The 21414-nt window shown below is 71.2% G+C and carries 20 protein-coding genes; 16 read left to right on the top strand and 4 right to left on the bottom strand.

Features of this window, described 5'->3' with window-relative positions:
• The first annotated feature begins 29 nt into the window (after nucleotides 1–29).
• The 4 genes from RIC31_RS14300 to RIC31_RS14285 all read left to right on the top strand — a co-directional run bounded on the left by RIC31_RS14300 (nucleotide 30) and on the right by RIC31_RS14285 (nucleotide 2232).
• Nucleotides 30–725, top strand: a complete 696-nt coding sequence (locus RIC31_RS14300) for a CBS domain-containing protein (protein ID WP_350108672.1) — start codon at nucleotides 30–32, stop codon at nucleotides 723–725.
• Nucleotides 725–1309 carry a histidine phosphatase family protein gene (locus RIC31_RS14295; RefSeq protein WP_350108669.1) on the top strand — a complete coding sequence of 195 codons (585 nt, stop codon included), beginning with the start codon at nucleotides 725–727 and terminating at the stop codon, nucleotides 1307–1309. The genes RIC31_RS14300 and RIC31_RS14295 overlap by 1 nt, the downstream gene beginning before the upstream one ends.
• Nucleotides 1310–1589: 280 nt before the next feature.
• Nucleotides 1590–1847 (top strand): hypothetical protein, encoded by a 258-nt coding sequence (locus tag RIC31_RS14290; protein ID WP_350108666.1) that lies wholly within the window; start codon nucleotides 1590–1592, stop codon nucleotides 1845–1847.
• Nucleotides 1837–2232 carry a hypothetical protein gene (locus RIC31_RS14285; protein ID WP_350108664.1) on the top strand — a complete coding sequence of 132 codons (396 nt, stop codon included), beginning with the start codon at nucleotides 1837–1839 and terminating at the stop codon, nucleotides 2230–2232. Before RIC31_RS14290 ends, RIC31_RS14285 begins: the two co-directional genes overlap by 11 nt.
• A gap of 171 nt (nucleotides 2233–2403) precedes the next feature.
• Here the strand turns inward: RIC31_RS14285 and RIC31_RS14280 are convergent, their stop codons facing one another.
• Nucleotides 2404–3366, bottom strand: coding sequence for a Gfo/Idh/MocA family protein (locus RIC31_RS14280; protein WP_350108661.1), 963 nt, complete (start codon nucleotides 3364–3366; stop codon nucleotides 2404–2406).
• Between the two features lie 11 nt (nucleotides 3367–3377).
• Nucleotides 3378–4961 carry a gamma-glutamyltransferase gene (ggt, locus tag RIC31_RS14275; RefSeq protein WP_350108658.1) on the bottom strand — a complete coding sequence of 528 codons (1584 nt, stop codon included), beginning with the start codon at nucleotides 4959–4961 and terminating at the stop codon, nucleotides 3378–3380.
• Nucleotides 4962–5370: 409 nt separating this feature from the next.
• Here ggt and RIC31_RS14270 point away from each other — a divergent pair, with 409 nt between their 5' ends.
• Entirely contained in the window at nucleotides 5371–5724 is a 354-nt protein-coding gene (locus RIC31_RS14270; protein ID WP_350108655.1) for a nuclear transport factor 2 family protein, read from the top strand.
• A 24-nt stretch (nucleotides 5725–5748) separates the two neighbouring features.
• On the opposite strand, the gene RIC31_RS14265 is transcribed toward RIC31_RS14270, so the two are convergent.
• Nucleotides 5749–7740 (bottom strand): TRAP transporter permease, encoded by a 1992-nt coding sequence (locus RIC31_RS14265; RefSeq protein WP_350108652.1) that lies wholly within the window; start codon nucleotides 7738–7740, stop codon nucleotides 5749–5751.
• Between the two features lie 28 nt (nucleotides 7741–7768).
• Nucleotides 7769–8935 carry a TAXI family TRAP transporter solute-binding subunit gene (locus tag RIC31_RS14260; RefSeq protein WP_350108649.1) on the bottom strand — a complete coding sequence of 389 codons (1167 nt, stop codon included), beginning with the start codon at nucleotides 8933–8935 and terminating at the stop codon, nucleotides 7769–7771.
• Nucleotides 8936–9156: 221 nt separating this feature from the next.
• On the opposite strand from RIC31_RS14260, the gene RIC31_RS14255 reads away from it, so the two are divergent.
• From RIC31_RS14255 to RIC31_RS14205, 11 genes are all read left to right on the top strand, one after another.
• Nucleotides 9157–10038: a beta-keto acid cleavage family enzyme gene (locus tag RIC31_RS14255; RefSeq protein WP_350108646.1), complete on the top strand. Its 882-nt coding sequence runs from the start codon at nucleotides 9157–9159 to the stop codon at nucleotides 10036–10038.
• Nucleotides 10039–10333: 295 nt separating this feature from the next.
• A complete protein-coding gene (locus tag RIC31_RS14250) occupies nucleotides 10334–11182 on the top strand; it encodes a DMT family transporter (RefSeq protein ID WP_350108643.1) in 849 nt (282 codons plus the stop codon).
• Nucleotides 11179–12180: a zinc-dependent alcohol dehydrogenase family protein gene (locus tag RIC31_RS14245; RefSeq protein ID WP_350108640.1), complete on the top strand. Its 1002-nt coding sequence runs from the start codon at nucleotides 11179–11181 to the stop codon at nucleotides 12178–12180. Before RIC31_RS14250 ends, RIC31_RS14245 begins: the two co-directional genes overlap by 4 nt.
• Nucleotides 12181–12341: 161 nt before the next feature.
• On the top strand, nucleotides 12342–13550 hold the full coding sequence (gene pcaF, locus RIC31_RS14240; protein WP_350108637.1) for a 3-oxoadipyl-CoA thiolase: 1209 nt from the start codon (nucleotides 12342–12344) through the stop codon (nucleotides 13548–13550).
• Between the two features lie 172 nt (nucleotides 13551–13722).
• Nucleotides 13723–15234 (top strand): 3-hydroxyacyl-CoA dehydrogenase, encoded by a 1512-nt coding sequence (locus RIC31_RS14235; RefSeq protein ID WP_350108634.1) that lies wholly within the window; start codon nucleotides 13723–13725, stop codon nucleotides 15232–15234.
• Between the two features lie 196 nt (nucleotides 15235–15430).
• On the top strand, nucleotides 15431–16339 hold the full coding sequence (locus tag RIC31_RS14230) for a DMT family transporter (RefSeq protein ID WP_350108631.1): 909 nt from the start codon (nucleotides 15431–15433) through the stop codon (nucleotides 16337–16339).
• 53 nt (nucleotides 16340–16392) lie between these two features.
• On the top strand, nucleotides 16393–16782 hold the full coding sequence (locus RIC31_RS14225; RefSeq protein ID WP_350108628.1) for a hypothetical protein: 390 nt from the start codon (nucleotides 16393–16395) through the stop codon (nucleotides 16780–16782).
• Nucleotides 16779–18185, top strand: coding sequence for a metallophosphoesterase family protein (locus tag RIC31_RS14220; protein WP_350108625.1), 1407 nt, complete (start codon nucleotides 16779–16781; stop codon nucleotides 18183–18185). Before RIC31_RS14225 ends, RIC31_RS14220 begins: the two co-directional genes overlap by 4 nt.
• 216 nt (nucleotides 18186–18401) lie before the next feature.
• A complete protein-coding gene (locus tag RIC31_RS14215; RefSeq protein WP_350108622.1) occupies nucleotides 18402–19532 on the top strand; it encodes a M14 family metallopeptidase in 1131 nt (376 codons plus the stop codon).
• Nucleotides 19529–19885, top strand: a complete 357-nt coding sequence (locus tag RIC31_RS14210; protein WP_350108617.1) for a Spx/MgsR family RNA polymerase-binding regulatory protein — start codon at nucleotides 19529–19531, stop codon at nucleotides 19883–19885. Before RIC31_RS14215 ends, RIC31_RS14210 begins: the two co-directional genes overlap by 4 nt.
• Nucleotides 19882–21000: an NAD(P)/FAD-dependent oxidoreductase gene (locus RIC31_RS14205; protein ID WP_350108613.1), complete on the top strand. Its 1119-nt coding sequence runs from the start codon at nucleotides 19882–19884 to the stop codon at nucleotides 20998–21000. Before RIC31_RS14210 ends, RIC31_RS14205 begins: the two co-directional genes overlap by 4 nt.
• Nucleotides 21001–21414: the final 414 nt, after the last annotated feature.

Below are 21414 nucleotides of genomic sequence, written 5' to 3'. Positions count from 1 at the left end.
CGGGTGCCGTTTCGGGAGGAGGCCTTCGCATGGACCGGATGCTGGCGCGGGACGTGATGTCGACGGACCTGATCGTCGTCGCCCCGAAGACGACCGTCGACAAGATCGCGATGATCATGATGCTGAACATGATAAGCGCGGTCCCGGTGGTCGACGAGAAGTTCCACCTCCTGGGGATCGTCAGCGAGGGCGACCTGGTGGTCCGGGAGGACGTCGGGACGGTGCCGCGGCAGTCCTGGTGGCTGAAGCTGTTCGAGAGTTCCGACGAACTGGCACGCGACTACACCAAGGCCCACGGCCGGACCGCCGCGGACGTCATGACCCGTCATGTGGTCAGCGTCGGACCGGACGCGACCACCGCGCAGGTCGCCGACATCATGCGGCGCCGGGGGATCAAGCGCGTGCCGGTCGTCGAGGACGGCAAGCTGATCGGAATGGTCACGCGCGCCGACATCGTGCAGATGGTCGCGCTCGGCGGGTCGCCCGCCGCCGACGTCAAGCGCCCGGACAACGAGATCCAGGACGAGATCATGAGCCGCCTCAAGCAGGCGTCCTGGGTCGATACGGCGTTCCTGTCGATCAGCGTGCAGGATCACAGGGCCGAAGTCTCCGGGTTGATCGCCTCGGAGGATCGGAAGCACGCGCTGAACGTGCTGATCCGCGAGGTGCCGGGCGTCACGGCGGTCCGGGACACCACCAGGGTCATGCCGCTGCCCGGGCTCTGATGACCCGGCAGTCCGTGCGGACCTTCTACTTCATCACCCATCCGGACGTCGTCATCGACCCGTCGGTGCCGATCACCGAATGGCCGCTGTCGCCGCGCGGCCGCGAGCGCATGGCGCGATGCTGCGGGCGGCCGTGGGTCACCGGACTGGCAGCGCTATATGCCAGCGCCGAGCGCAAGGCGCTGGACGGGGCGGAGATCCTGTCGGCCGCGACCGGCCTGCCGGTGCGGGTGCGGCCCGATCTCGGCGAGAACGACCGCTCCGCCACCGGCTACCTGCCGCCGATCGAGTTCGAGGCGACCGCCGACCGGTTCTTCGCCCAGCCGGAAGCGTCGGTGCGGGGGTGGGCCCGGGCGGTCGACGAGCAGCGCCGGGTCCTGGCCGCAGTCGAGGCGGTGATCAGCGAAACTGCAGGAGACGTCGCCGTCGTTTCGCACGGCGCCGTCGGCGCGCTGCTACTGGCGCATCTGCTTGGGCAGCCGATCAGCCGCGGCTTCGACCAGCCGGGCACCGGCGGCGGCAACTGCTTCGCCTTCGATACGGCGTCGCGGCAGGTCATCCACGGCTGGCAGGCGATCGACTGAGGCCGGCCCTGCGGGTCGCGTCAGGAAGCCCGCTGGCGGTGTCGCGACTTCTCGCCGATGCGCCGCATCGCCTTCGCCGCCGCTCCTGGCCGGCAGGCTTCCTGACGCGACGCAGACCGTGCCGGGATACATTCACACGCTCTCAGGGCGACTGAGGGAGGGCCGAGAATCTCGATCCCTCTGTCGCCTTGGGGCGCTGTGCGACGCGCAGCCACGAAGGGTCGGTTGCAATTCATCAGTTGGTTGGTACAAATGTACCAGGACAACATCGAGATTTTCCATGCCGAAGACCGTCGACCGCGTGCAGACCGGCGTCCGCCTGGAGCGCCGGCTGCTGAAGGTGATGAAGGGGGTCGCCGAACTGCGCGACGTCAGCCTGGGCGACCTGATCGAGGGGGTGATGCTGCACGCCTTCGAGGGCAAGGCGCCGTTCGGGCCGGAGACCCTGGAGCGGATCGGGCAACTCCGGGATGTGTACGGCCTGGACCTGACGGCGGCGGACAGCCACCGGCTGACGGAGGGTTCCGATGACCGATGACCGGTTCGTCGAGGCCTTCGAGACCCTGAGCCTGCCGCCTTCGGCGTTCCGGCACACCGATCATGTGCGGCTCGCCTGGATCTATCTCGGGCGCATGAACCTGCCGGCGGCCATGCAACGCTACGCTGAGCGGCTCCAGGCCTTCGCCGGCCATATCGGCAAGCCCGGCCTGTACCACGAGACCGTGACCTACGCCTTCCTGATGGTCATTAACGAGCGCATGGCCGACGGCCCGGCCGACGAGACCTGGGACCGCTTCCAGGCCCGCAATCCCGACCTGTTCGCGGGGGTGAAGGGCGCGCTCGGGCGTTGGTACAGCGAGCAGCGCCTTGCCTCGGACCGGGCGCGAGCCGGCTTCGTGATGCCGGACCGGGTGGCGGGGTAGTGGTCGTCGACGCTGGGGCGGCGGGTGGTTTTCGGAGCCGGCCGCTGTCGCGGCCCCTCCGGAATGACGGAAACAAACGGAAGGCGCCGCCCCTAATCTCCGTCATCCCGGAGGGCCCGCGCGAGCGGGCGGCTCCGGGACCCACGAAGCGACGGGCGTTCGCCGCCGCCGTCAGCCCTTGCCGGCCAGCATGCCCTCGATCAGCACCTGCACGCGCAGCGCCTCCTCGGGTGTCGCCAGCAGGTGTGACTCGCCACGCACGCACTTGTCGAGCTCGTCGAGCTGGCGCTGCAGCGACGAGCGGCGCGGATCGGCCGGGAATTCGTAGGCGGCGGTCCACTCGGCGCCGGCCGAGCGCCAGAGCTGGTAGAACTCGGTGAAGCGGAAGCTGGTCCTGGCCGCCTTCACCGTCACCTCCTGGCGGTCCGGCTGGGCGCCGCCGACCGTGCCGAGCACGCTGACCGGCTTGCCGTCGGCGGTTTCCAGGCGGGCCAGGATCTCGCTCTCGCACAGGGCCGGGTCGGCCGGATAGCTCGGGCGCGCCCATTTCAGGGTCAGCGGGCCGAGGAACCGCTCGGACAGGAACAGGAAGTGCGAGATCACCTCGCGGGTGTAGCCGCCCTCGGCCCTGAAGCGCAGCCAGTCGGCATCGACCTGCCAGGCCCGTGGCCAGGCCGGGTAGGTGACCACGATGTCGATGCCGGCGAGGTCGCCGGTCTCGCCGGCGGCGATGGCGTTGCGCAGCACCTCGAAGCCGACCGAGGAGGCCTGGGTGAAGTTCACCGCCGCCGGCGCGCCGGACGCCGCCAGCCGCTTCACCAGGTCCTCGCTCTCCGGAATGTCGACGCCGAGCGGCTTCTCCAGGAACACCGCCTTGCCGGCGCCGGCCGCCGCCAGGGCGTAGGCCTTGCGCGGGGCCGGCGGGCAGGCGAGGTAGATCACGTCGGCGGCGGCGATCGCCGCCTCGGCGCTGTCCACCACCGGCACGCCCGGCGCCACCTCGCGCGCCCTGGCGCAGGAGTCCGGCGACGGATCCCACAGCGCCACCGGCTCGAAGCCCTTGTGGAACACCAGGTTGTCGAGCAGCCGTCGGCCCATGATGCCGAGGCCGATGATCGCGGTCTTGTGGGCCATCGCCATGGTCCTCAGTAGCCCATCGCGCAGCCGTCCTTGCGCGGGTCGGAGCCGGCGACCAGGCAGCCGTTCGCTCGGTCGATCCAGACCGCCTGGCTGCCGCCCAGCGGCTTCGCCATCGGCTCGAGTACGTGGCCCTTGGCCTCCAGGGCGGCCAGGGTCTCGCGCGAGAAGGTGTTCTCGACCTGCAGCTTGCCGTCCAGCGCGAAGCTGCGCGGCTCGTCCATCGCCTCCTGCACGTCCATGCCGCGGTCCAGGACGTTGCTGAGGAAGCCGGCGTGTCCGGTCGACTGGTACTGGCCGCCCATCACGCCGAACGGCGCTACCGCCATGCCGTCCTTCACCACCATGCCGGGGATGATGGTGTGCATCGGCCGCTTGCTCGGCGCGATGGCGTTGACGTGGCCTTCCTCGAGCCGGAAGGAGCGGCCGCGGTTGTGCAGCATCACGCCGGATTCCGGCGCCATGATGCAGCTGCCGAAGCCGGAGAACAGCGAGTTGATGAAGCTGACCGCGGTGCCGTCGGCGTCGACGCAGGACAGGTAGATGGTGTCCTTGTGGACCGGGAAGTCGCTCGGCCGGAAGGCGCCGGCGCGCTGCGGGTCGATCATCGCCCGCAGGCCTTTGGTGTGGACGTCCGACAGCAGCCAGTCGACCGGGACCTCGACCTTGCGCGGATCGGAGACGTAGCGGTCGCGCTGGGCGTAGCCGAGCTTGGTGGCCTCGGCGAGCAGGTGCACGCGCTGCACCTCCGACAGCCCGGCGACGTCGTAGCCGGACAGCATGTTCAGGATCATCAGCGCGCAGATGCCCTGGCCGTTCGGCGGGCACTCGTAGATGTCGTGGCCCCGGTAGGTCGACTTGATCGGGTCGACCCAGTCGGCGGTGGCGTTCGCGAAGTCCTCGAGGCTGTGCAGGCCGCCGAGCTTGCGCAGCTCGCCGACGATGTCTTCGGCGACCGGCCCGGTGTAGAAGCCGTCGCGGCCCTGCTCGGCGATCCGTCGCAGGGTGGCGCCGAGCTTCGGCTGCCGCTGCCGGCTGCCGATCGCCGGCGCCTTGCCGTTCACCAGCATCACCTCGCGGCTGACCGCGTGCTGAGCCAGTCGCGGGGTATCCTCCTCCCAGTCGGAACCGACCCGCGGCGCGACCGGGAAGCCGTCCTCGGCATAGCGGATGGCGGGCTGCAGCAACTCGCCCAGGCCCTTCCTGCCGAACCGCTCCAGCAGCAGGCTCCAGGCGGCGATGGCGCCGGGGACGGTGACGGCGTGCGGATCGGCGGTCAGGCCGATCTCCTTGATCCCGCGCTCCAGGTACCAGCCGAGTTCGGCGGCCCCGGGGGCCCGGCCGGAGCCGTTCAGCGCGACGATGTCGCCCGAGCCCTTCGGCGCGATCAGGGCGAAGCAGTCGCCGCCGATGCCGGTCATCGCCGGCTCGACCACGCACAGCACGGCGCAGGCGGCGACTGCCGCGTCGGCCGCGGTGCCGCCGGACTTCAGGACCTCCAGCCCGGCCTGGGTGGCCAGCGGGTGCGAGGTGGCGATGGCGGCGTTCGGCGCGTAGACCGGCGAGCGGCCGGGGCGATGCAGATCGCGCATGGAGTCCTGTCCTCCCAAGGATGATGGAGCGTGATAGCGAGCCCCGCGGGTTGCCGCAAGCCGGGTGGCGCCAAGGCACTCGTTCCACGGCGGATCGGAGCCTGCCACGGCGGACGCCGCGGACCGGGGCGGCATGAGCGGTGTTGCGTTCGCGCAACGCCGGCGACCCGGTCGGTGTATTCGGGCAACATCGTGCATCCACCGTCCGGGCGTTGGGAATCGCATATCTGCGGTTCGCACGGGGTTGACGCACCAGCGGTTGCGTTCAGGGCGCCGAAACCCCGCCCACCGGCCGATGTCCGGCGTTGCAGGACGGTAACGGCGCCGTCGGGCGATTCCGGCTCGACCGGCCCTTCCGGTTGGGGCAAGACAGGGCGCATCAGCGAGTGGCAGTACCAGAGGGAACCACATGAACCATGCAATCCTGGACGTCCTGAGCCACCACATGACCTGCGTCTCGCGCAGCGACGTGGACGGGATCATGGAGGACTATTCCGACGGATCGGTCCTGTTCTCGCCGGACGGCCCGCTGCAGGGCAAGGAGGCCATCCGGCGATTCTTCGTGACCCTGACGACCGAGACGATGCCGGCCGGCACCAACTTCGTGGCGGTGCGCCAGGATGTGATCGGCGAGACCGCCTTCCTGATGTGGCAGGCTGAATCGGCGAGCATGAAGTTCCATCTCGGGGCGGAGACCCTGGTCATCCGCGACGGCAAGATCGTCACCCACAGCTTCGCCGCCGCCGTCCAGCGCAAGAGCTGACCGGACCGGTCGCCGGCGCGCCGTTCAGTCGACGGCGACGCCGGCCGCGGCTCTGCCGAGCCGGGCGGTGGCCAGGCCGAGAGCCGCGACCACCGCGCCGGCGGCCACGCCTTCCCAGTGGCCGATTCCGAGATCCTCGCTGCCGGGGAACGCGAACATCAGGCCGCCGAGAAAGATCATCGTCTTGGCGGCCCAGCCGGTGGGCCCGCTGCCGAGCCGTCCGAATCCGATCAGATAGGATTGGGTGGCCCCGGCGATCAGGGCGACGCCGACCAGGGCGCTGGCCAGCACGATCAGGATGTCGACGGTCTCGCCGCGCAGGATCAGCGCCGGCTCCATCACGAAGAAGAACGGGATGAAGTAGATGATCGACCCGATCCGCATGGCGGTGAAGCCGGCGCGCATCGGGTCGGAGCCGGAGATCGTGGCGGCGGCGAACGCGCCGAGCGCCACCGGCGGGGTGATGAAGGACAGCATCCCCCAGTAGAGAATGAACAGGTGCACCGCCATCGGGTCCAGCCCGGCGGTGACCAGCGAGGGTGCCAGCACGATCGCCAGGAACACGTAGGCGGCGGTGACCGTCATGCCCATGCCGAGGATGAAGCTGGTGGCGGCCCCCATCAGCAGCAGCGCGAACACCGAGCCGCCCGCCAGCAGGATCAGGTCGGTCGCCAGCGACCCGGTCAGGCCGGTGGCCGACAGCGCACCGACGATCAGCCCGATCGCGCCGAGGATGGCGACCAGTTCGGCCAGCACCTTGCCGGTCTCGAAGAAGAAGTGGACGACGCCCTTGAGGTTCATCCGCTTGCCGAAGATCTGGTTGGTCGCCAGCAGCACCGCGGTGGCATAGAACGGCGCCATCGCCTCCTGCTTCAGGTAAAGCAGCATCCAGACCAGCAGGGCGAGCGAGAAGATGTAGTGCCAGCCCTCCTTGAACACGTTGAGGAGGCGCGGCAGCTCGTCGCGCGGCAGGCCCTTCAGGCCCTTGCGGGCGGCATAGGCGTCGATCTGCAGGAACAGGCCGAGATAGTAGAGGATCGACGGGATCACCGCGGCGATCGCGATGTCGACGTAGGGAACCTCGATGAACGAAGCCATGACGAAGGCGGTGGCCCCCATCACCGGCGGCATCAGCACGCCGCCGGTCGACGCGCAGGCCTCGACCGCGGCGGCGGTCTGGCGGTCGAAGCCGGTGCGGCGCATGGCCGGGATCGTCAGGGTGCCGGTGGTCAGCACGTTGGTGATGACCGAGCCGCTCATCGAGCCGAGCAGGCCGCTCGAGAAGATCGCGACCTTGGCGCCGCCGCCGCGCACATGGCCGAGCAGGGCGAAGGCGAGATCGATGAAGAACCGGCCGGCACCGGTGTGCTGCAGCGCGATCCCGAAGATCACGAAGCCGATCACCAGCTTGCCGAAGGCGCGCATCGGAATGCCGAACACCGCTTCGGCCGAGAACGCGTAGTACTGCCCGATCTCCCACAGCGGCTGCTGCGCGCCGTTGAGCGGGCCCGGCATCAGGTCGGCGATCGGCGGGTAGAACGAGAACAGCAGGACGATGATCGTCAGCGCGAGGCCGGCGGCGCGCCGGGCACCCTCGATCATCAGGATCCAGAGCACGAAGCTGGCCCAGCGGGCGTGGTCGGGCGCGAGATACTCCCAGCCGCCCTCGACCGCCGGCACCGCGAACCAGGCGAAGTAGCAGCCGAGCGCGAAGCTCAGCACGAACAGCGCGACGTCGTAGAGCGGCGGCGATGCCAGCTCCTTGTCGGCGGCCCGCATCGGGAACACCAGGAACACGATCGGCAGCAGCAGCGCCACCAGCATGTCCAGGTAGGACAGGTCCAGGATGACGAAGCCGACCGAGGCCCCCAGGTTGAAGAGCTGGTAGATCGACAGCGCGACCGCCGCGACGACCATCGTCACCACGATCGCATTCCAGCCACGCGGCAAGACGCGGTGGCGGAGAGTCTCCGCCACCGCGACCTCGATCCGCGAGCCCGTGTCGGGCACGCTCATCCGTCGATCTCCGGTTCCTGGACGACGGCTATTCGATGACGGGCTTCATGCCCGCGCCCTTGAGCGCGGCGACCCGGGCCTTGCCCCAGCCTTCCAGGAACGCCGCCTCGTCGGACGGGGCGTCCTTGGTGAAGCTGGCCCAGGCGTCCTGCAGGATCCCCTGGCGCTTCACCAGACCGTCATTGTGCTTCTGCATGGCGTCGGTCCAGACGCCGATCTCCTTGAAGTACTTGACGGCGCCGTCGTGGTACGGAACCGCCCACTCGAAGGCCTGGTTCTTCAGATCCCAGCCGGCGGCCCCCGGGGCGCCGTCCTTGTAGCCGTCGTAGCTTTCCACCACCGCCTTGGTGATGTTGTAGATCAGGTCGTCGGCGGCGTCGGTCCGGACCGTCAGGATCGGGTACGGGTAGGCCATGCCCTCGATCGGCGAGGCCTTGTCGACGTTGGTGCCGGCGCTGACCTTGTGCTGGTTCATGTACGGCGCCAGGTCCTTCAGGCGCGCCCAGCCGGCTGCATCGGAGAACGGCAGCGGCGGCCAGAGCAGGCCGCGCGGGCTGGCGGCGACCGCCTTGGTCGCGCCGGAGTTGGAGATCGCGAAGGCGGCATCGACCTGGTTGTTGGTCATGCCCTCCCAGGACGCGCCGAAGCCGGCGAACTCGACCTTCACAACGTCGTCCCAGGTCAGCCCGGCGAACGCCAGGAAGGCGGTGACGTTGTGGTTCAGGGCCGGGGCGGCCTTGACCCAGGCGACGCGCTTGCCCTTGAGGTCCTTGTACTCCTTGACGCCGATATCGCCGGCCACGCCGACCATCAGGCCGGCACCGCCGGTGGACGACATGACGATGCGGATCGGCTGCGGCCCCCAGTCGGGCTTGTCGAAGCCGAACACGCCTTCCTGGGCGAAGTAGGTGCCGACGCCGTTCGCGACGGCCTCGACCTTGCCGGCCTGCAGCGGCCGCAGGCGCGACACGTCGTTCTTGCCGGGCAGGACCCGCAGGTTGACCCCGTACTTCTCCTTGAAGGCCTTGCCCATGGCGACCGCGTGCGCGTGCCCGGCCGAGCCGGTATCGTAGGCGGTCCAGGCCATCGTGGCCGGCAGCTTGACTTCGGCGGCACTGAGGGTGCCGGCGGCGAGCAGCAGGGTGGCCGCTCCCATCAGCGCACCTGTCAGGCGCGCGCCCATCCTCGTCTCCATGACGTTCCTCCTCGTAAGCCTGCTTGTCCGCGGGTTACGCCCCGCTTGTCGAAAGCGGGAGTATGGGGGGCGTCCGGCAGCGCGGCAAGTCGCTCGGGCGCAAAAAATTCCAAAATAGGCGGCACGTTTTCCGCTTACCGGAATATGCGTCACCCGTCTCGACGCTTCCGTCACCGGCGTGCCAAAGTCGCCGCCATCGTCCTTCGCCCTGGGAGCGCGTCATGGCCGGCATCAACGACAAGACCGTCATAACCTGCGCCGTGACCGGTGGCTTCGACAACGCCCACCTGAATCCGGCGATCCCGGTGACCCCGGAGCAGATCGCGACCTCGGCCCTGGAGGCCGAGCGGGCCGGCGCCGCGGTCGCCCACATCCACGTCCGCGATCCGCAGACCACCAGGGCCTCGATGGACCCCGCCCTGTACCGCGAGGTGGTGCAGCGGATCCGCGACGACGGCTCGCAGCTGGTGCTGAACCTGACGACCGGCGCCGGGGGGCGCTACATCCCCGGCGACAACGAGCCGCTGTCGCCGGCGGCCGGATCGACGCTGACCACGCCGGCGGTCCGGGTCCAGCATGTCGACGAGTTGCGCACCGAGGTCTGCACCCTCGACATCGCCACCATGAATTTCGGCGAGCATGTCTTCATGAACACCCCGGCCCATCTGCGCGAGATGGCGACCCGGATCCGCGACGCCGGGGTGAAGCCCGAACTCGAGGTGTTCGATGCCGGGCATGCGAGGCTGGCGACCAAGATGGTGGAGGACGGGCTGATCGAGGGAACGCCGCTGTTCCAGCTCTGCCTCGGCATCCCGTGGGGAGCCCCGGCGACCGGTCAGAGCATGGCCTATCTGTCCAGCCTGCTGCCGCCGGGCGCGCTGTGGTCGGGCTTCGGGATCAGCCGCATGCAGTTCCCGATGGCCGCCCAGGCGGTGATCCTCGGCGGCCATGTCCGGGTCGGGCTCGAGGACAACCTGTATCTCGACCGCGGCGTGCTCGCGCCGTCCAACGCCGCGCTGGTCGAACGCGCGGTGACCATCGTCGAGGCGCTCGGCTCGAAGGTCGCGACGCCGGCCGAGGCGCGCGAGATCTTCCGGCTCTGAGCCCGACTTTGGTCAATCTGCGGGTGCACTTCTCTCCTTCCCATGTCGTCATCCCGGACGGACGCGCCGCCATCGGCGTGGCCGAGCCGGGACCCACGGAGCGACGGGCATGGGCAGTGGCAGGCATCGCGGCGGCCGGTGGGTCCCGGATGCGTGCCGCCTGCGGCAGCCCGTTCCGGGATGACGACGAGGAGGGGGCGGACCGGTCGGGCAGGGGGTCGCACGCTTCCGGCCGGCGTGGCCGGTTCTCGGCCCAGCGATGATCCGGGGAGCCTCTCCGGCGGCGGTCGTCGCCGTGGCCGCCGTGTTCTGGGGACTGTGGTGGCTGCCGCTGCGGGCGCTCGACGCGACCGGGCTCGGCCCGGCCGCCCTGAACCTGTGGCTGTACGGCGCCGCCGCGGCGGTGCTGCTGCCGGTGCTGTGGGTCCGGCGTGGCCGGTTGCGCGAGGGCGGAATTCCGCTGGCGGTCGCGGCGGGGCTGTTCGCCCTGGCGATCGTCGCCTGGAACGGCGCGCTGCAGACCGGCGAGGTGGTCCGGGTCACGCTGCTGTTCTATCTGGCACCGATCTGGGGAACCGTGCTCGGGCGGCTGGTGCTGGCGGAACCGGTCGGCCGCCGGCGGGTCCTGGCGATCGTCCTCGGGCTGGCGGGCGCGCTGGTGCTGCTGGCCGAGGCCTGGCCGCCGGTGCCGCGGGCGCTGGGCGACTGGCTCGGGCTCAGCGCCGGGCTGGTGTTCGCCGGCTCGGCGACCGCGGCGCGCTACGGCCGGGTCGACGGCCGGGCGCTGACCGCGCTGGCCTTCCTGGCGGCGGTGCCGGTCGCGGCCGCCGCGGTGCTGGCCGGCGGCGAGCCGTCGCCCTGGCCGTCTGTCCCCGGCCTCGCGGTGATCGCGGCGGTGTCGCTGCTGTGGCTGGCGCCGGTGACCTGGGCGCTGCTTTGGGGCGCCGCCCGGCTGGATCCGGGCCGGCTCGCCCTGCTGATGCTGCTGGAGGTGGTGGCGGCCGCCGCCTCGGCCGCCCTGCTGGCCGACGAGCCGTTCGGCTTGCGGGAGGCGACGGGCTGCGTTCTGATCCTGGCCGCCGGCGCCCTGGAGGCGACCGGGCAGGCGGCACAGCCGAGCGAAATCCGGAGGACCCCATCATGAAGGCCTGGCAGATCGTCAACGACGGCATCGACGCCCTGACCCTCGCCGAGCGCGACGTGGCCGATCCCGGGCCGGGCGAGGTCCGGGTGCGGATCGAGGCCAGCGCAATCAACTACCGCGACCTGATGACGGTGAAGCACGCGGCGGCCCGCGGCATCCCGCTGCCGCGCATCCCGAACTCCGACGGCGCCGGCACGGCTACCGCCGTCGGGGCCGGCGTGACCGGCATCGCGGTCGGCGACCGGGTGGCGTCGTGCTTCTTCCAGGACTGGACCGACGGCGCCTGCTCGCCCGAGGCGATGGCGAGCGCGCTCGGCGGCGCGCTGGACGGCGTGCTGGCCGAGGAGGTGGTGCTGAAGGCGGACGGCGTGGTGCCGGCGCCGGCCCACCTGTCCATGGCCGAGGCCGCGACCCTGCCCTGCGCGGCGCTGACCGCATGGAACGCGTTGGTCGAGGTCGGCCGGCTGAAGGCCGGCGACACCGTGCTGCTGCTCGGCACCGGCGGGGTGTCGATCTTTGCCCTGCAGTTCGCCACGGCGATGGGCGCGAAGGTGATCCTGACGTCGTCGAGCGACGAGAAGCTCGAGCGGGCGCGGGCCATGGGTGCCGCCGAGACAGTGAACTACCGGGCCAACCCCGACTGGCAGAAGGCGGTGCTCGACCTGACCGGCGGCCGCGGCGTCGACGTGACGGTCGAGGTCGGCGGTCCCGGCACCCTGGCGCGCTCGGTCGAGGCGACCCGGGTGGCCGGCCGGATCGCGCTGATCGGCGTGCTGACCGGCGGCACCATCGACCCGACCGCGATCATGCGGAAGTCGATCACCCTGCAGGGCGTCTATGTCGGCTCGCGCCGGATGTTCCGGGAGATGAACAAGGCCCTGGAACTGCACGCGATCAGGCCGGTGATCGACCACAGCGTGCCGTTCGCGGACGCCAGGGCCGCCTACAAGGCGATGGAGGCGGCCGGGCATTTCGGGAAGATCGTGATCGCCGGGTAGGGCGATCTCGCCGCCGGGCGCCGGCGGTCGGCGGTGAACCCGGATTTCGGAATGAAGTGCCGCTTCACGGAATTGACCCCCGTCCGGCCGCGTGGCACCGTCCGGCGCAACGGGGCGCGCATTTCCGCCGCCGCGACAGACATCCAGATCCGGAGGACGCCATGGCCGAGGCTTTCGTGTGCGACGCGGTCCGCACGCCGATCGGGCGCTACGGCGGCGCGCTGGCGCAGGTGCGCGCCGACGATCTCGCCGCCCATCCCCTGAAGGCGCTGATGGCGCGCAACGGCGGCGTCGACTGGGAGGCCGTGGACGAGGTCTACTACGGCTGCGTCAACCAGGCCGGCGAGGACAACCGCAACGTCGCCCGCATGGCGCTGCTGCTGGCCGGCCTGCCGTCGAGCATTCCGGGCTGCACGGTCAACCGGCTGTGCGCCTCCGGGCTGGAGGCGGTGAACGACGCCGCCCGCATGATCAAGACCGGCGAGGGCAGCCTGGCGATCGCCGGCGGGGTCGAGCACATGACCCGCGCGCCGTTCGTGATGGCCAAGGCCGGCACCGCCTTCGCCCGCACCGCCGAGGTCTACGACACCACCATCGGCTGGCGCTTCGTGAACCCGGAGATGGAGAAGCGCTACGGCACCGACTCTATGCCGGAGACCGGCGAGAACGTCGCCGAGAAGTTCCAGGTCCGGCGCGAGGACCAGGACGAATTCGCCTTCCGCAGCCAGCAGAAGTGCAAGGCGGCGATGGAGCGCGGCCGGCTGGCGCGCGAGATCGTCGCGGTCGAGATCCCCGGCCGCAAGGGCCAGGTGACCGTGGTCGACCGGGACGAGCATCCGCGCCCGGAAACCACCCTGGAGGCGCTGGCCAAGCTCGGCACGCCGTTCCGCAAGGAGGGCGGGTCGGTGACCGCCGGCAACGCCAGCGGCGTGAACGACGGGGCGGCCGCCCTGATCGTCGCCAGCGAGGCGGCGGCGAAGCGGCACGGCCTGACCCCGCGGGCCCGGGTGATCGCCGCGGCGGCGGCCGGCGTCGACCCGCGGATCATGGGCATCGGCCCGGCCCCGGCGTCGAAGAAGGCGCTGGCGATCGCCGGCCTGACCATCGACCAGATGGACGTGATCGAGCTGAACGAGGCGTTCGCCAGCCAGGTGCTGGCCAGCCTGCGCGAGCTTGGGGTCGCCGACGACGACCCGCGGGTCAACCCGAACGGCGGCGCCATCGCGCTCGGCCACCCGCTCGGCGCCAGCGGTGCGAGGCTGGTGCTGACCGCCGCCGAGACCCTGCACGAGACCGGCGGCCGCTACGCGCTGTGCACCATGTGCATCGGCGTCGGCCAGGGCATGGCGATGGTGATCGAGCGGGTGTGACCCTGGCTCGATCCCGGGCGACGCGGCGGCCGGTGGGTCCCGGAGCCGCCCGCTGTCGCGGTCTCTCCGGGATGACGACCTTTTTGCTCCGTCATTCCGGAGGGGCCCGGACTTGATCCGGGACGGCTCCGGAACCCACCCGCCGCCATCCGAGCATAGGAGAAACCGCATCATGATCGACCCGAATGCCAGCGACCTCGTGGTCGGCGTCGTCGGCTGCGGCGCCATGGGGCAGGGCATCATCCAGGTGGCCCTGCAGGGCGGCTTGCGCGTGGTCGCCTACGACGCCCGCGAGGGCGGGGCGGCGGCCGGCCGCGACGCGGTGCTGGCCCGGCTCGACCGGCTGGTCGAGAAGGGCACGCTGGAGGCCGCCGCCGCCGCCGGCATGCGCGCGGCCCTGACGGTGGCCGGCGACATCGCCGACCTGGCGCCGGCCGGGCTGGTGGTCGAGGCGGTGTTCGAGGACATCGAGGTCAAGCGCGAACTGTTCGGGAAGCTGGAGGCGGTGCTGGCGCCGGACGCGATCATCGCGTCGAACACCTCGTCGCTGCCGATCGGTTCGCTGGCCCGCGGCTGCGCCCATCCGGGGCGGGTCGCCGGGCTGCACTTCTTCAACCCGGTCCCGCTGATGCGGCTGGTCGAGGTCATCCAGGGCCCGGCCACCGACCCGGCGGTGATCGACGCGCTGGTGACGATCGGCAGCCGTTTCGGGCGGACCCCGGTGGTGGTCAAGGACTCGCCCGGCTTCCTGGTCAACATGGGCGGGCGCGCCTTCACCACCGAAGGTCTCGCGATCCAGCACGAGGGGGTGGCGACGCCGGCCCAGGTCGACGCGGTGATGCGCGACTGCGGGCATTTCCGCATGGGCCCGTTCCAGCTGATGGACCTGACCGGGATCGACGTGAACTACCCGGTCTCGATGATCGTGTTCGAGCAGTTCCTGAACGATCCCCGGCTGCGCACCACGCCGCAGCACCGCGCGCTGTACGACGCCGGCCGGTTCGGGCGGAAGACCGGGCAGGGCCACTACCGCTACGACGACAAGGGCGTCATGGTCGACCCGCCGAGCGCCGACCACGCGTCTGATGCCGCCCCGGCGACCGCGGTCCATGTGGCGACCCCGGACGACCGCGACCTGCTGGAGATGCTCGACCGGGTCGGCCTGGCGGTGCGCGGCGACGACGGGCAGGTCCCGATCGTGGCGGCGCTGTACGGCGAGGACGCCACCGGCTTCTGTGCCCGCACGGTGACCGACCCGACCCGGCTGGTGGCGATCGACACCACCGGCGACACCTCCAGGCGGGTCACCCTGATGACCGCGCCCGGTGCCGGCCCGGCGGCCCGCGACGCGGTGGCGGCGGCGTTCGCCAAGGCCGGGGTGGCGCCGACCGTGATCGCCGACTCGCCCGGCTTCGTGCTGCAGCGCATGCGGGCGATGATCGCCAACCTGGGCTGCGAAATGGCGCAGATCGGGCTGGCGACTCCGGCCGACATCGACACCGCCATGAAGCTCGGCCTGAACTACCCGCTGGGTCCGCTGGAGATCGCCGAGGAGATGGGCGTGACCCACACCCACGCGATCGTCTCGGCGATCCACGAGGCGACCCGCGACCCGCGCTACCGCCCGTCGCTCTGGCTGCGCCGCCGGGCGCTGCTGGGGCTGCCGGTGCACACGCCGGGGTAGTGCTTCGTGGCCGCGCGATGCGCGGCGCCTCAGCATGAGGAGGGGCAGGACCCGCCCACGGTCATCATCCTGAGGTGCGTGCCGCATTGCGGCGCGCCTCGAAGGACGCAAACCCGTTCCCGCATTTCCGCGCTTTGACCGGGCGGCCCAGCCCGCCATGATCGCTGCGCCCTGACGGGGGGCGGGAGGAATGCAGATGGCCTTGTGGGTCTGGTTGTCGATCATGGCGGCCGCGGCGCAGACCGCGCGCACCGCCGGGCAGAAGCACCTGGCGGGCACCATGTCGTCGTGGTCGGCGACCTGGGTGCGGTTCCTGTTCGGCCTGCCCTTCGTGGTCGGCTATCTGCTGGTCGCCACCTCCGGCCGGGCGGCCCCGCTGCCGACGCCGGATCTCGAGTTCTTCCTGTGGTGCCTGGGCACCGCCGGCTCGCAGATCGTCGCGACGGTGCTGCTGGTCCACCTGTTCTCGCTGCGCAACTTCGCGGTCGGCACCTCCTACGCCCGCACCGAGGCGTTCCTGACCGCGCTGGTCGGCGCCAGCCTGTTCGGCGAGCAGATCGACGCCGCCGGCTGGATCGCCATCGTGATCAGCGTCGCCGGCGTGGTGCTGATCAGCCTGGCCAAGCAGGGCGTGTCGGGCATGGCGCTGATCCGATCCGGGCTGAACCGGGCGGCCGGGATCGGCGTGCTGTCGGGGCTGTTCTTCGCGCTGGCCTCGCTGACCCTGCGGCGCGCCAGCCTGTCGTTCGGCGACCCGGACTTCCTGACCACCGCCTCGATGACCCTGGTCACCGTCGTCTCGATGCAGATCCTGCTGCTCGGCGGCTATGTGCTGGCGACCCGGGCCGGGGAACTGGTCGCTATCGGTCGGGCCTGGAAAGCCTGCGTGTTCGTCGGCCTGACCAGCGCCATCGGCTCCGGCGGCTGGTTCACCGCCATGACCATCGAGCGCGCCTCATACGTGAAGGCGATGGGCCAGATCGAGTTCGTGTTCGCGATCCTGGTCTCGACCCTGGTGTTCCGCGAGCGCTCGACGGCGCGCGAACTGGTCGGCATGTCGCTGGTGGCAGGCGGCATCGTCGTGCTGCTGCTGTTCGCCCGGTAAAGCGGGAGCGCTGAGGGGTTCCGGCGTCGGCGAGACGCCACTAGACTGCCGGCATGAGCGATCCCGAGGACCCGCGCGACCCGAATCGCGACCCCGACTCCGCCGACCCGGTGCCGGCCGAGCCCGACAAGCCGAGCCTGTGGCAGGTGCCGGTGGTGCGTGCCGTCGCCAACGGCGCGTTCTTCGCCGTGATGCTGTGCGTGATCCAGGTGTTCGGGATCTTCCGCGAGGCCCAGTCGCTGGACGACGAGACCATCGCCGCCAACATCGTGGCGGGCGTGGTCTTCGGCTTCGTGATGTACATCGTCGAGCTGTGGCGCTGGCATCGCCGCGGCAAGCGGCGCGTGGCCGACCGCAATACGGCGGCGGCCGAGGCGGCACGCCGGACGGTCGAGGACCGGCTGAACCAGGATCAGGCAGCGGACCCGGACGACAGGCGATGACCGCCGGCACCTCGTCGAAGTCGCTGCCGGCCGTCACGCCGCGCGGCCCGGGCCATCGTTTCGTGCTGTATGGAGACGCCTGCTCCGGCCTGCCGGGCGCCCTGCACGAGGGCACATTCGCCGCCGTCAACGCGGTGGTCCGCCGGCTCGACCCGCAGCCCGAGTTCATCGTCTTCCCGGGCGACGAGATCACCGGCCTGACCCGCGACGAGGCGGCGTTGCGCGACCAGTGGCGGCACTGGTTCGAGGTCGAGATGGCCTGGCTCGACCGGTCGCGGATCCCGCTGTTCCACACCACCGCCAACCACACCACCTACGATCCGATCAGCGAGCGGGTGTTCGCCGAGGTCATGGCGCATCTGCCGCGCAACGGCCCGCCCGGGCAGGAGGGCCTCAGCTACTGGGTGCGGCGCGGCGACCTGCTGATGGTGTTCGTGCACACCCTGTGGTACGGGCTCGGCGGCGAGGGCCATGTCGAGACCGAGTGGCTGGACGCCACCCTGGCGGCCCATGCCGACGCCCGGGTCAAGCTGGTGATCGGCCATCACCCGGTGTTCCCGGTGAACGGCTTTGCCGGCGCCTTCCAGCGCGACATCGGTCCGCCGCATGCCGCTCCTTTCTGGGACGCGCTGAAGCGGCACGGCGTGTTCGCCTATCTGTGCAGCCACATCCTGGCGTTCGACGTGCAGGTCCATGACGGCATCCTGCAGGTCTGCACCGCCGGCGCCGGCACCGCCCACCGGATGCCCGAGGGGGTCGAGTATCTGCATTGCCTGACCGCGGCGATCGACGGGCAGGGCATGCGGTACCGGGTGCTGGACATCGAGGGCACCGTGCGCGAGGCGCTGTCCTGGCCACCCACCCTGCCGCCGGCGGCCGGCTGGATGGAACTGGCGGCCGGCGAGCAGCCGGCGCCGGACGGCGAGCCGGCCGCCGCCGGCCCGGTGCCGGCCGCCCTGCGGGCCTGGCGGTTCACCGGGATCGCAGCCCAGGACGCGGCCGCCCGCCAGACCCTGGTGAGCGCCCGCGGCGACGGCGCGGCGATCGCGCCGCTGTGGATCGGGATCAGCGGGCCGGACCAGCGGCTGACGGTCAGCATCAGCCTGAGCCCCAACCCGGGCCGCAGCCCGCATTACTGGCACGGGCCGGCCCTGACCCCCGGGCAACCCTTCGACCTGACCCTGGCCCTGCATGGCGGCATGGGGCCGGGCGGGGTGCTGTGGCGACAGGGCGACGACGGCCCGTGGTCGACCCTGGAGGGCGCCTCGGCGAGCGGCCCGGAGATGCTGCCGGCGCTGCCGCGCTGGACCGTCGGCCATGGCGACGGCGGACCGGACGACCGGCGGTTCCTCGGGCGGGGGCTGCGGGTGACGACGGTGCTGGCGCCGCAGGAGCCGGTGTAACGCCCGTCGCCTCGTGGGTTCCGGCTCCGTACCGCCGATGGCGGTCCGGTCCGGAATGACGACAGAAAAAACGCGACCGTCCCCGTCCTTCGTCATTCCGGACGCGCGCGCCGGAGGCGCGGGCGAGCCGGAACCCACCAACCGACGGTCGCTTGCCTGCTTTTCTCCCGCCGCCGGCCCGGTTACCGTCTCGGCTCCGCCTGCCCAGGAGTGATCGTGATCCAGGTTTCCAGCCGGTTCGATTCCGGCAACATCGAGGTTATCGCCGCCGACAGCCCGGACGCGGTGCGTCTGCGGATCGTCAAGGACGGGGCCGCCGACTTCTTCCAGTGGTTCCATTTCCGGGTGTCGGGCGTGCGCGACGTGCCGCTGACCCTGGCGATCGAGAACGCCGGCGCCTCCAGCTATCCCAAGGGCTGGGAGGGCTACCGCGCCGTCGCCTCGACCGATCGGCAGACCTGGCGGCGGGTCGACACCGGCTATGACGGCGGCGTCCTGACGATCCGCCACACCCCGGACGCCGACGTCGTCTGGTTCGCCTATTTCGCCCCGTACTCGCTGGAGCGGCACGAGGACCTGGCGGCGCGCGCCCAGGCCGGCGGGACGGCGCGGCTGGAGCGCCTGGGCGCTACGCTCGACGGCCGCGACCTGGACATGCTGAGCTTCGGCTCGGGCGACAAGCCGCTGTGGATCATCGCCCGCCAGCATCCCGGCGAGTCGATGTGCGGCTGGTTCATGGAGGGCCTGGTCGACCGGCTGTGCGACCCCTACGACCCGGTGGCGCGGGCGATCATGGCCAGGGCGACCCTGCGCGTGGTGCCGAACATGAACCCGGACGGGGTCTACCGCGGCCACCTGCGGACCAACGCCGCCGGCGCCAACCTGAACCGCGAGTGGCGCGAGCCGAGCCTGGCGAACAGCCCCGAGGTGTTCCACGTGGTCCGGCGCATGGAAGCGACCGGCGTCGCCATGTGCCTGGACGTGCACGGCGACGAGGCGCTGCCCTACAACTTCATCGCCGGCTACGAGGGCATCCCGAACCCGTCGGAGGCGCATCTGGCGCGGCTGGTCCGCTACAAGGACGAGCTGGCGCGGCTGACCCCGGACTTCCAGACCGCACATGGCTATCCCAAGCCGGCGCCGGGGCAGGGCAACCTCACCACCTCGACCGGGCACATCGCCGACCGGTTCCGCTGCGCGGCGATGACCCTGGAGATGCCGTTCAAGGACACCGCGAACAACCCGATGCCCGAGGTCGGCTGGTCGCCGGAGCGCAGCAAGCTGCTGGCCGGCCACTGCCTGGAGGCGATGCTGCTGATGATCGACGACTGGGAGGCCGGGCTGTGATCACCGTCTGGGGTCTGAAGAACTGCGACACCTGCAGGAAGGCGCGGGCCTGGCTCGACAGCCGTTCGGTCGCCCATGCCTTCAGGGACGTGCGGGCCGATGGGGTGTCGGCCGGCGATGTGAAGGCCTGGCTCGACGCGGTCGGCGCCGACGTCCTGGTGAACCGCCGTGGCACTACCTGGCGCGGGCTGGACGACGCGGCGAAGGCCAAGGCCGAGGATCCGGCGGGCACGGTCGACCTGCTGGTCGCCAACCCGGCGATCATTAAGCGGCCGGTATTCGTCGGCGGCGACGGCAGCGTGGTGGTCGGCTTCGGCAAGGCCGAGCAGGCCAGGCTGGAGGAACTCGCATGACCGGGCCGTTCGACGTCGCGATGATCGGCGGCGGGCTGGTCGGCTCGGCGGTCGCCTGGGGGCTCGGCCGGGCCGGCGCGCGGGTCGCGGTGCTGGACGAGGGCGACGACGCGATCCGGGCGTCGCGCGGCAATTTCGGGCTGGTCTGGGTGCAGGGCAAGGGCGACGGCATGCCGGAATACGCCGCCTGGACCCGCAACAGCGCGACCCGCTGGCCGGATCTTGCGGCGGCGGTCGGATCGGAAGAGGGCGTCGACGTCGGCCTGCGCCAGCCGGGCGGTATCGAGCCGTTCCTGGACCAGGCCGAGCACGATGCCGCCGAGCTCGAGATCAGGCGCATGCACAACCAGCCGGGCGTGGGTGCCAACGACGCCCGGATCATTACCGGCGACGAGGTGCGCGAGTTGGAGCCCGCCGTCGGGCCGGAGGTGGTTGGCGCCACCTTCTGCCCGCATGACGGCCATGTGAACCCGCTGTTCCTGCTGCGCGGACTGCATGCCGGGCTGGCCCGCCATCGCGTCGACTACCGCCTGGACCACAAGGTCGAGCGGATCGAGCGCGACGGCGACGGCTATGCCGTCCACACCGCCCGCGGCATCGTCCGCGCCGGCAAGGTGGTGCTGGCCGCCGGACTCGGCAACGGCCGGCTCGGGCCGATGGTCGGGCTCGACGTGCCGACAGCGCCGGACCGCGGCCACATCCTGGTGACCGAGCGGCTGGGCCCGCTGCTGGCGCACCCGCTGACCCGGCTGCGCCAGACCGAGGAGGGCACGGTCATGATCGGGGCCAGCAAGGACAGGCCCGGATACGACACGACGCTTGATTTCGCCACCGTGGCGCGGCTGGCGGCCCGGGCGCGCCGGGTGCTGCCGGCGCTCGGCCGGGCGCGCATCGTGCGGAGCTGGGCGGCGCTCAGGATCATGTCGCCCGACGGCTTCCCGATCTACGCCGAGTCCGAGAGCTGCCCCGGCGCCTATGTGGTGACCTGCCACAGCGGCGTGACCCTGGCCGCCGCCCACGCCCTCGACCTGGCGCCGGAGATCCTGGGCGCGGGCTTCAACGACCGCTTTGCCGCGTTCTCGCCGGAGCGGTTCCGGGAGACCGAGGCGGCCTGAGCCGAGGCGGCGGGTGGGTCCGGGATCCGTCCCGCCTCCGGCGGTCCGGACCGATCCGGCGGGTGGGTCCGGGATCCGTCCCGCCTCCGGCGGTCCGGTCCGGAATGACGAGAAGAAGGGGAGCTTCGCCGGCACCGCTTCCCCCGTCGTCATTCCGGACGGGGCGATCCGCGCCAGCGGAGCGGACCGATCCGGAACCTACCGAGCGACCTACGGTGTTCACACATCGCGAAAACCTCAGCTGCTTGAGGTATTTGGCGGTGCCCATCACGTCGTGGATCCCGGAGCCGGCTGCTCGCGCAGCCCCTCCGGGATGACGAAATGGGGGTTGGAGGCGGGAGGAAAGACGGCCGAATCCTCCCCGACTTCGTCATTCCGGAGGGGACGCGCGAGCGTCCGGCTCCGGAACCCACC

The sequence above is a fragment of the Thalassobaculum sp. genome (assembly GCF_040219615.1).
Taxonomy (GTDB): Bacteria; Pseudomonadota; Alphaproteobacteria; order Thalassobaculales; family Thalassobaculaceae; genus Thalassobaculum_A.
This window is presented reverse-complemented; position numbering and strand designations above follow the sequence as displayed.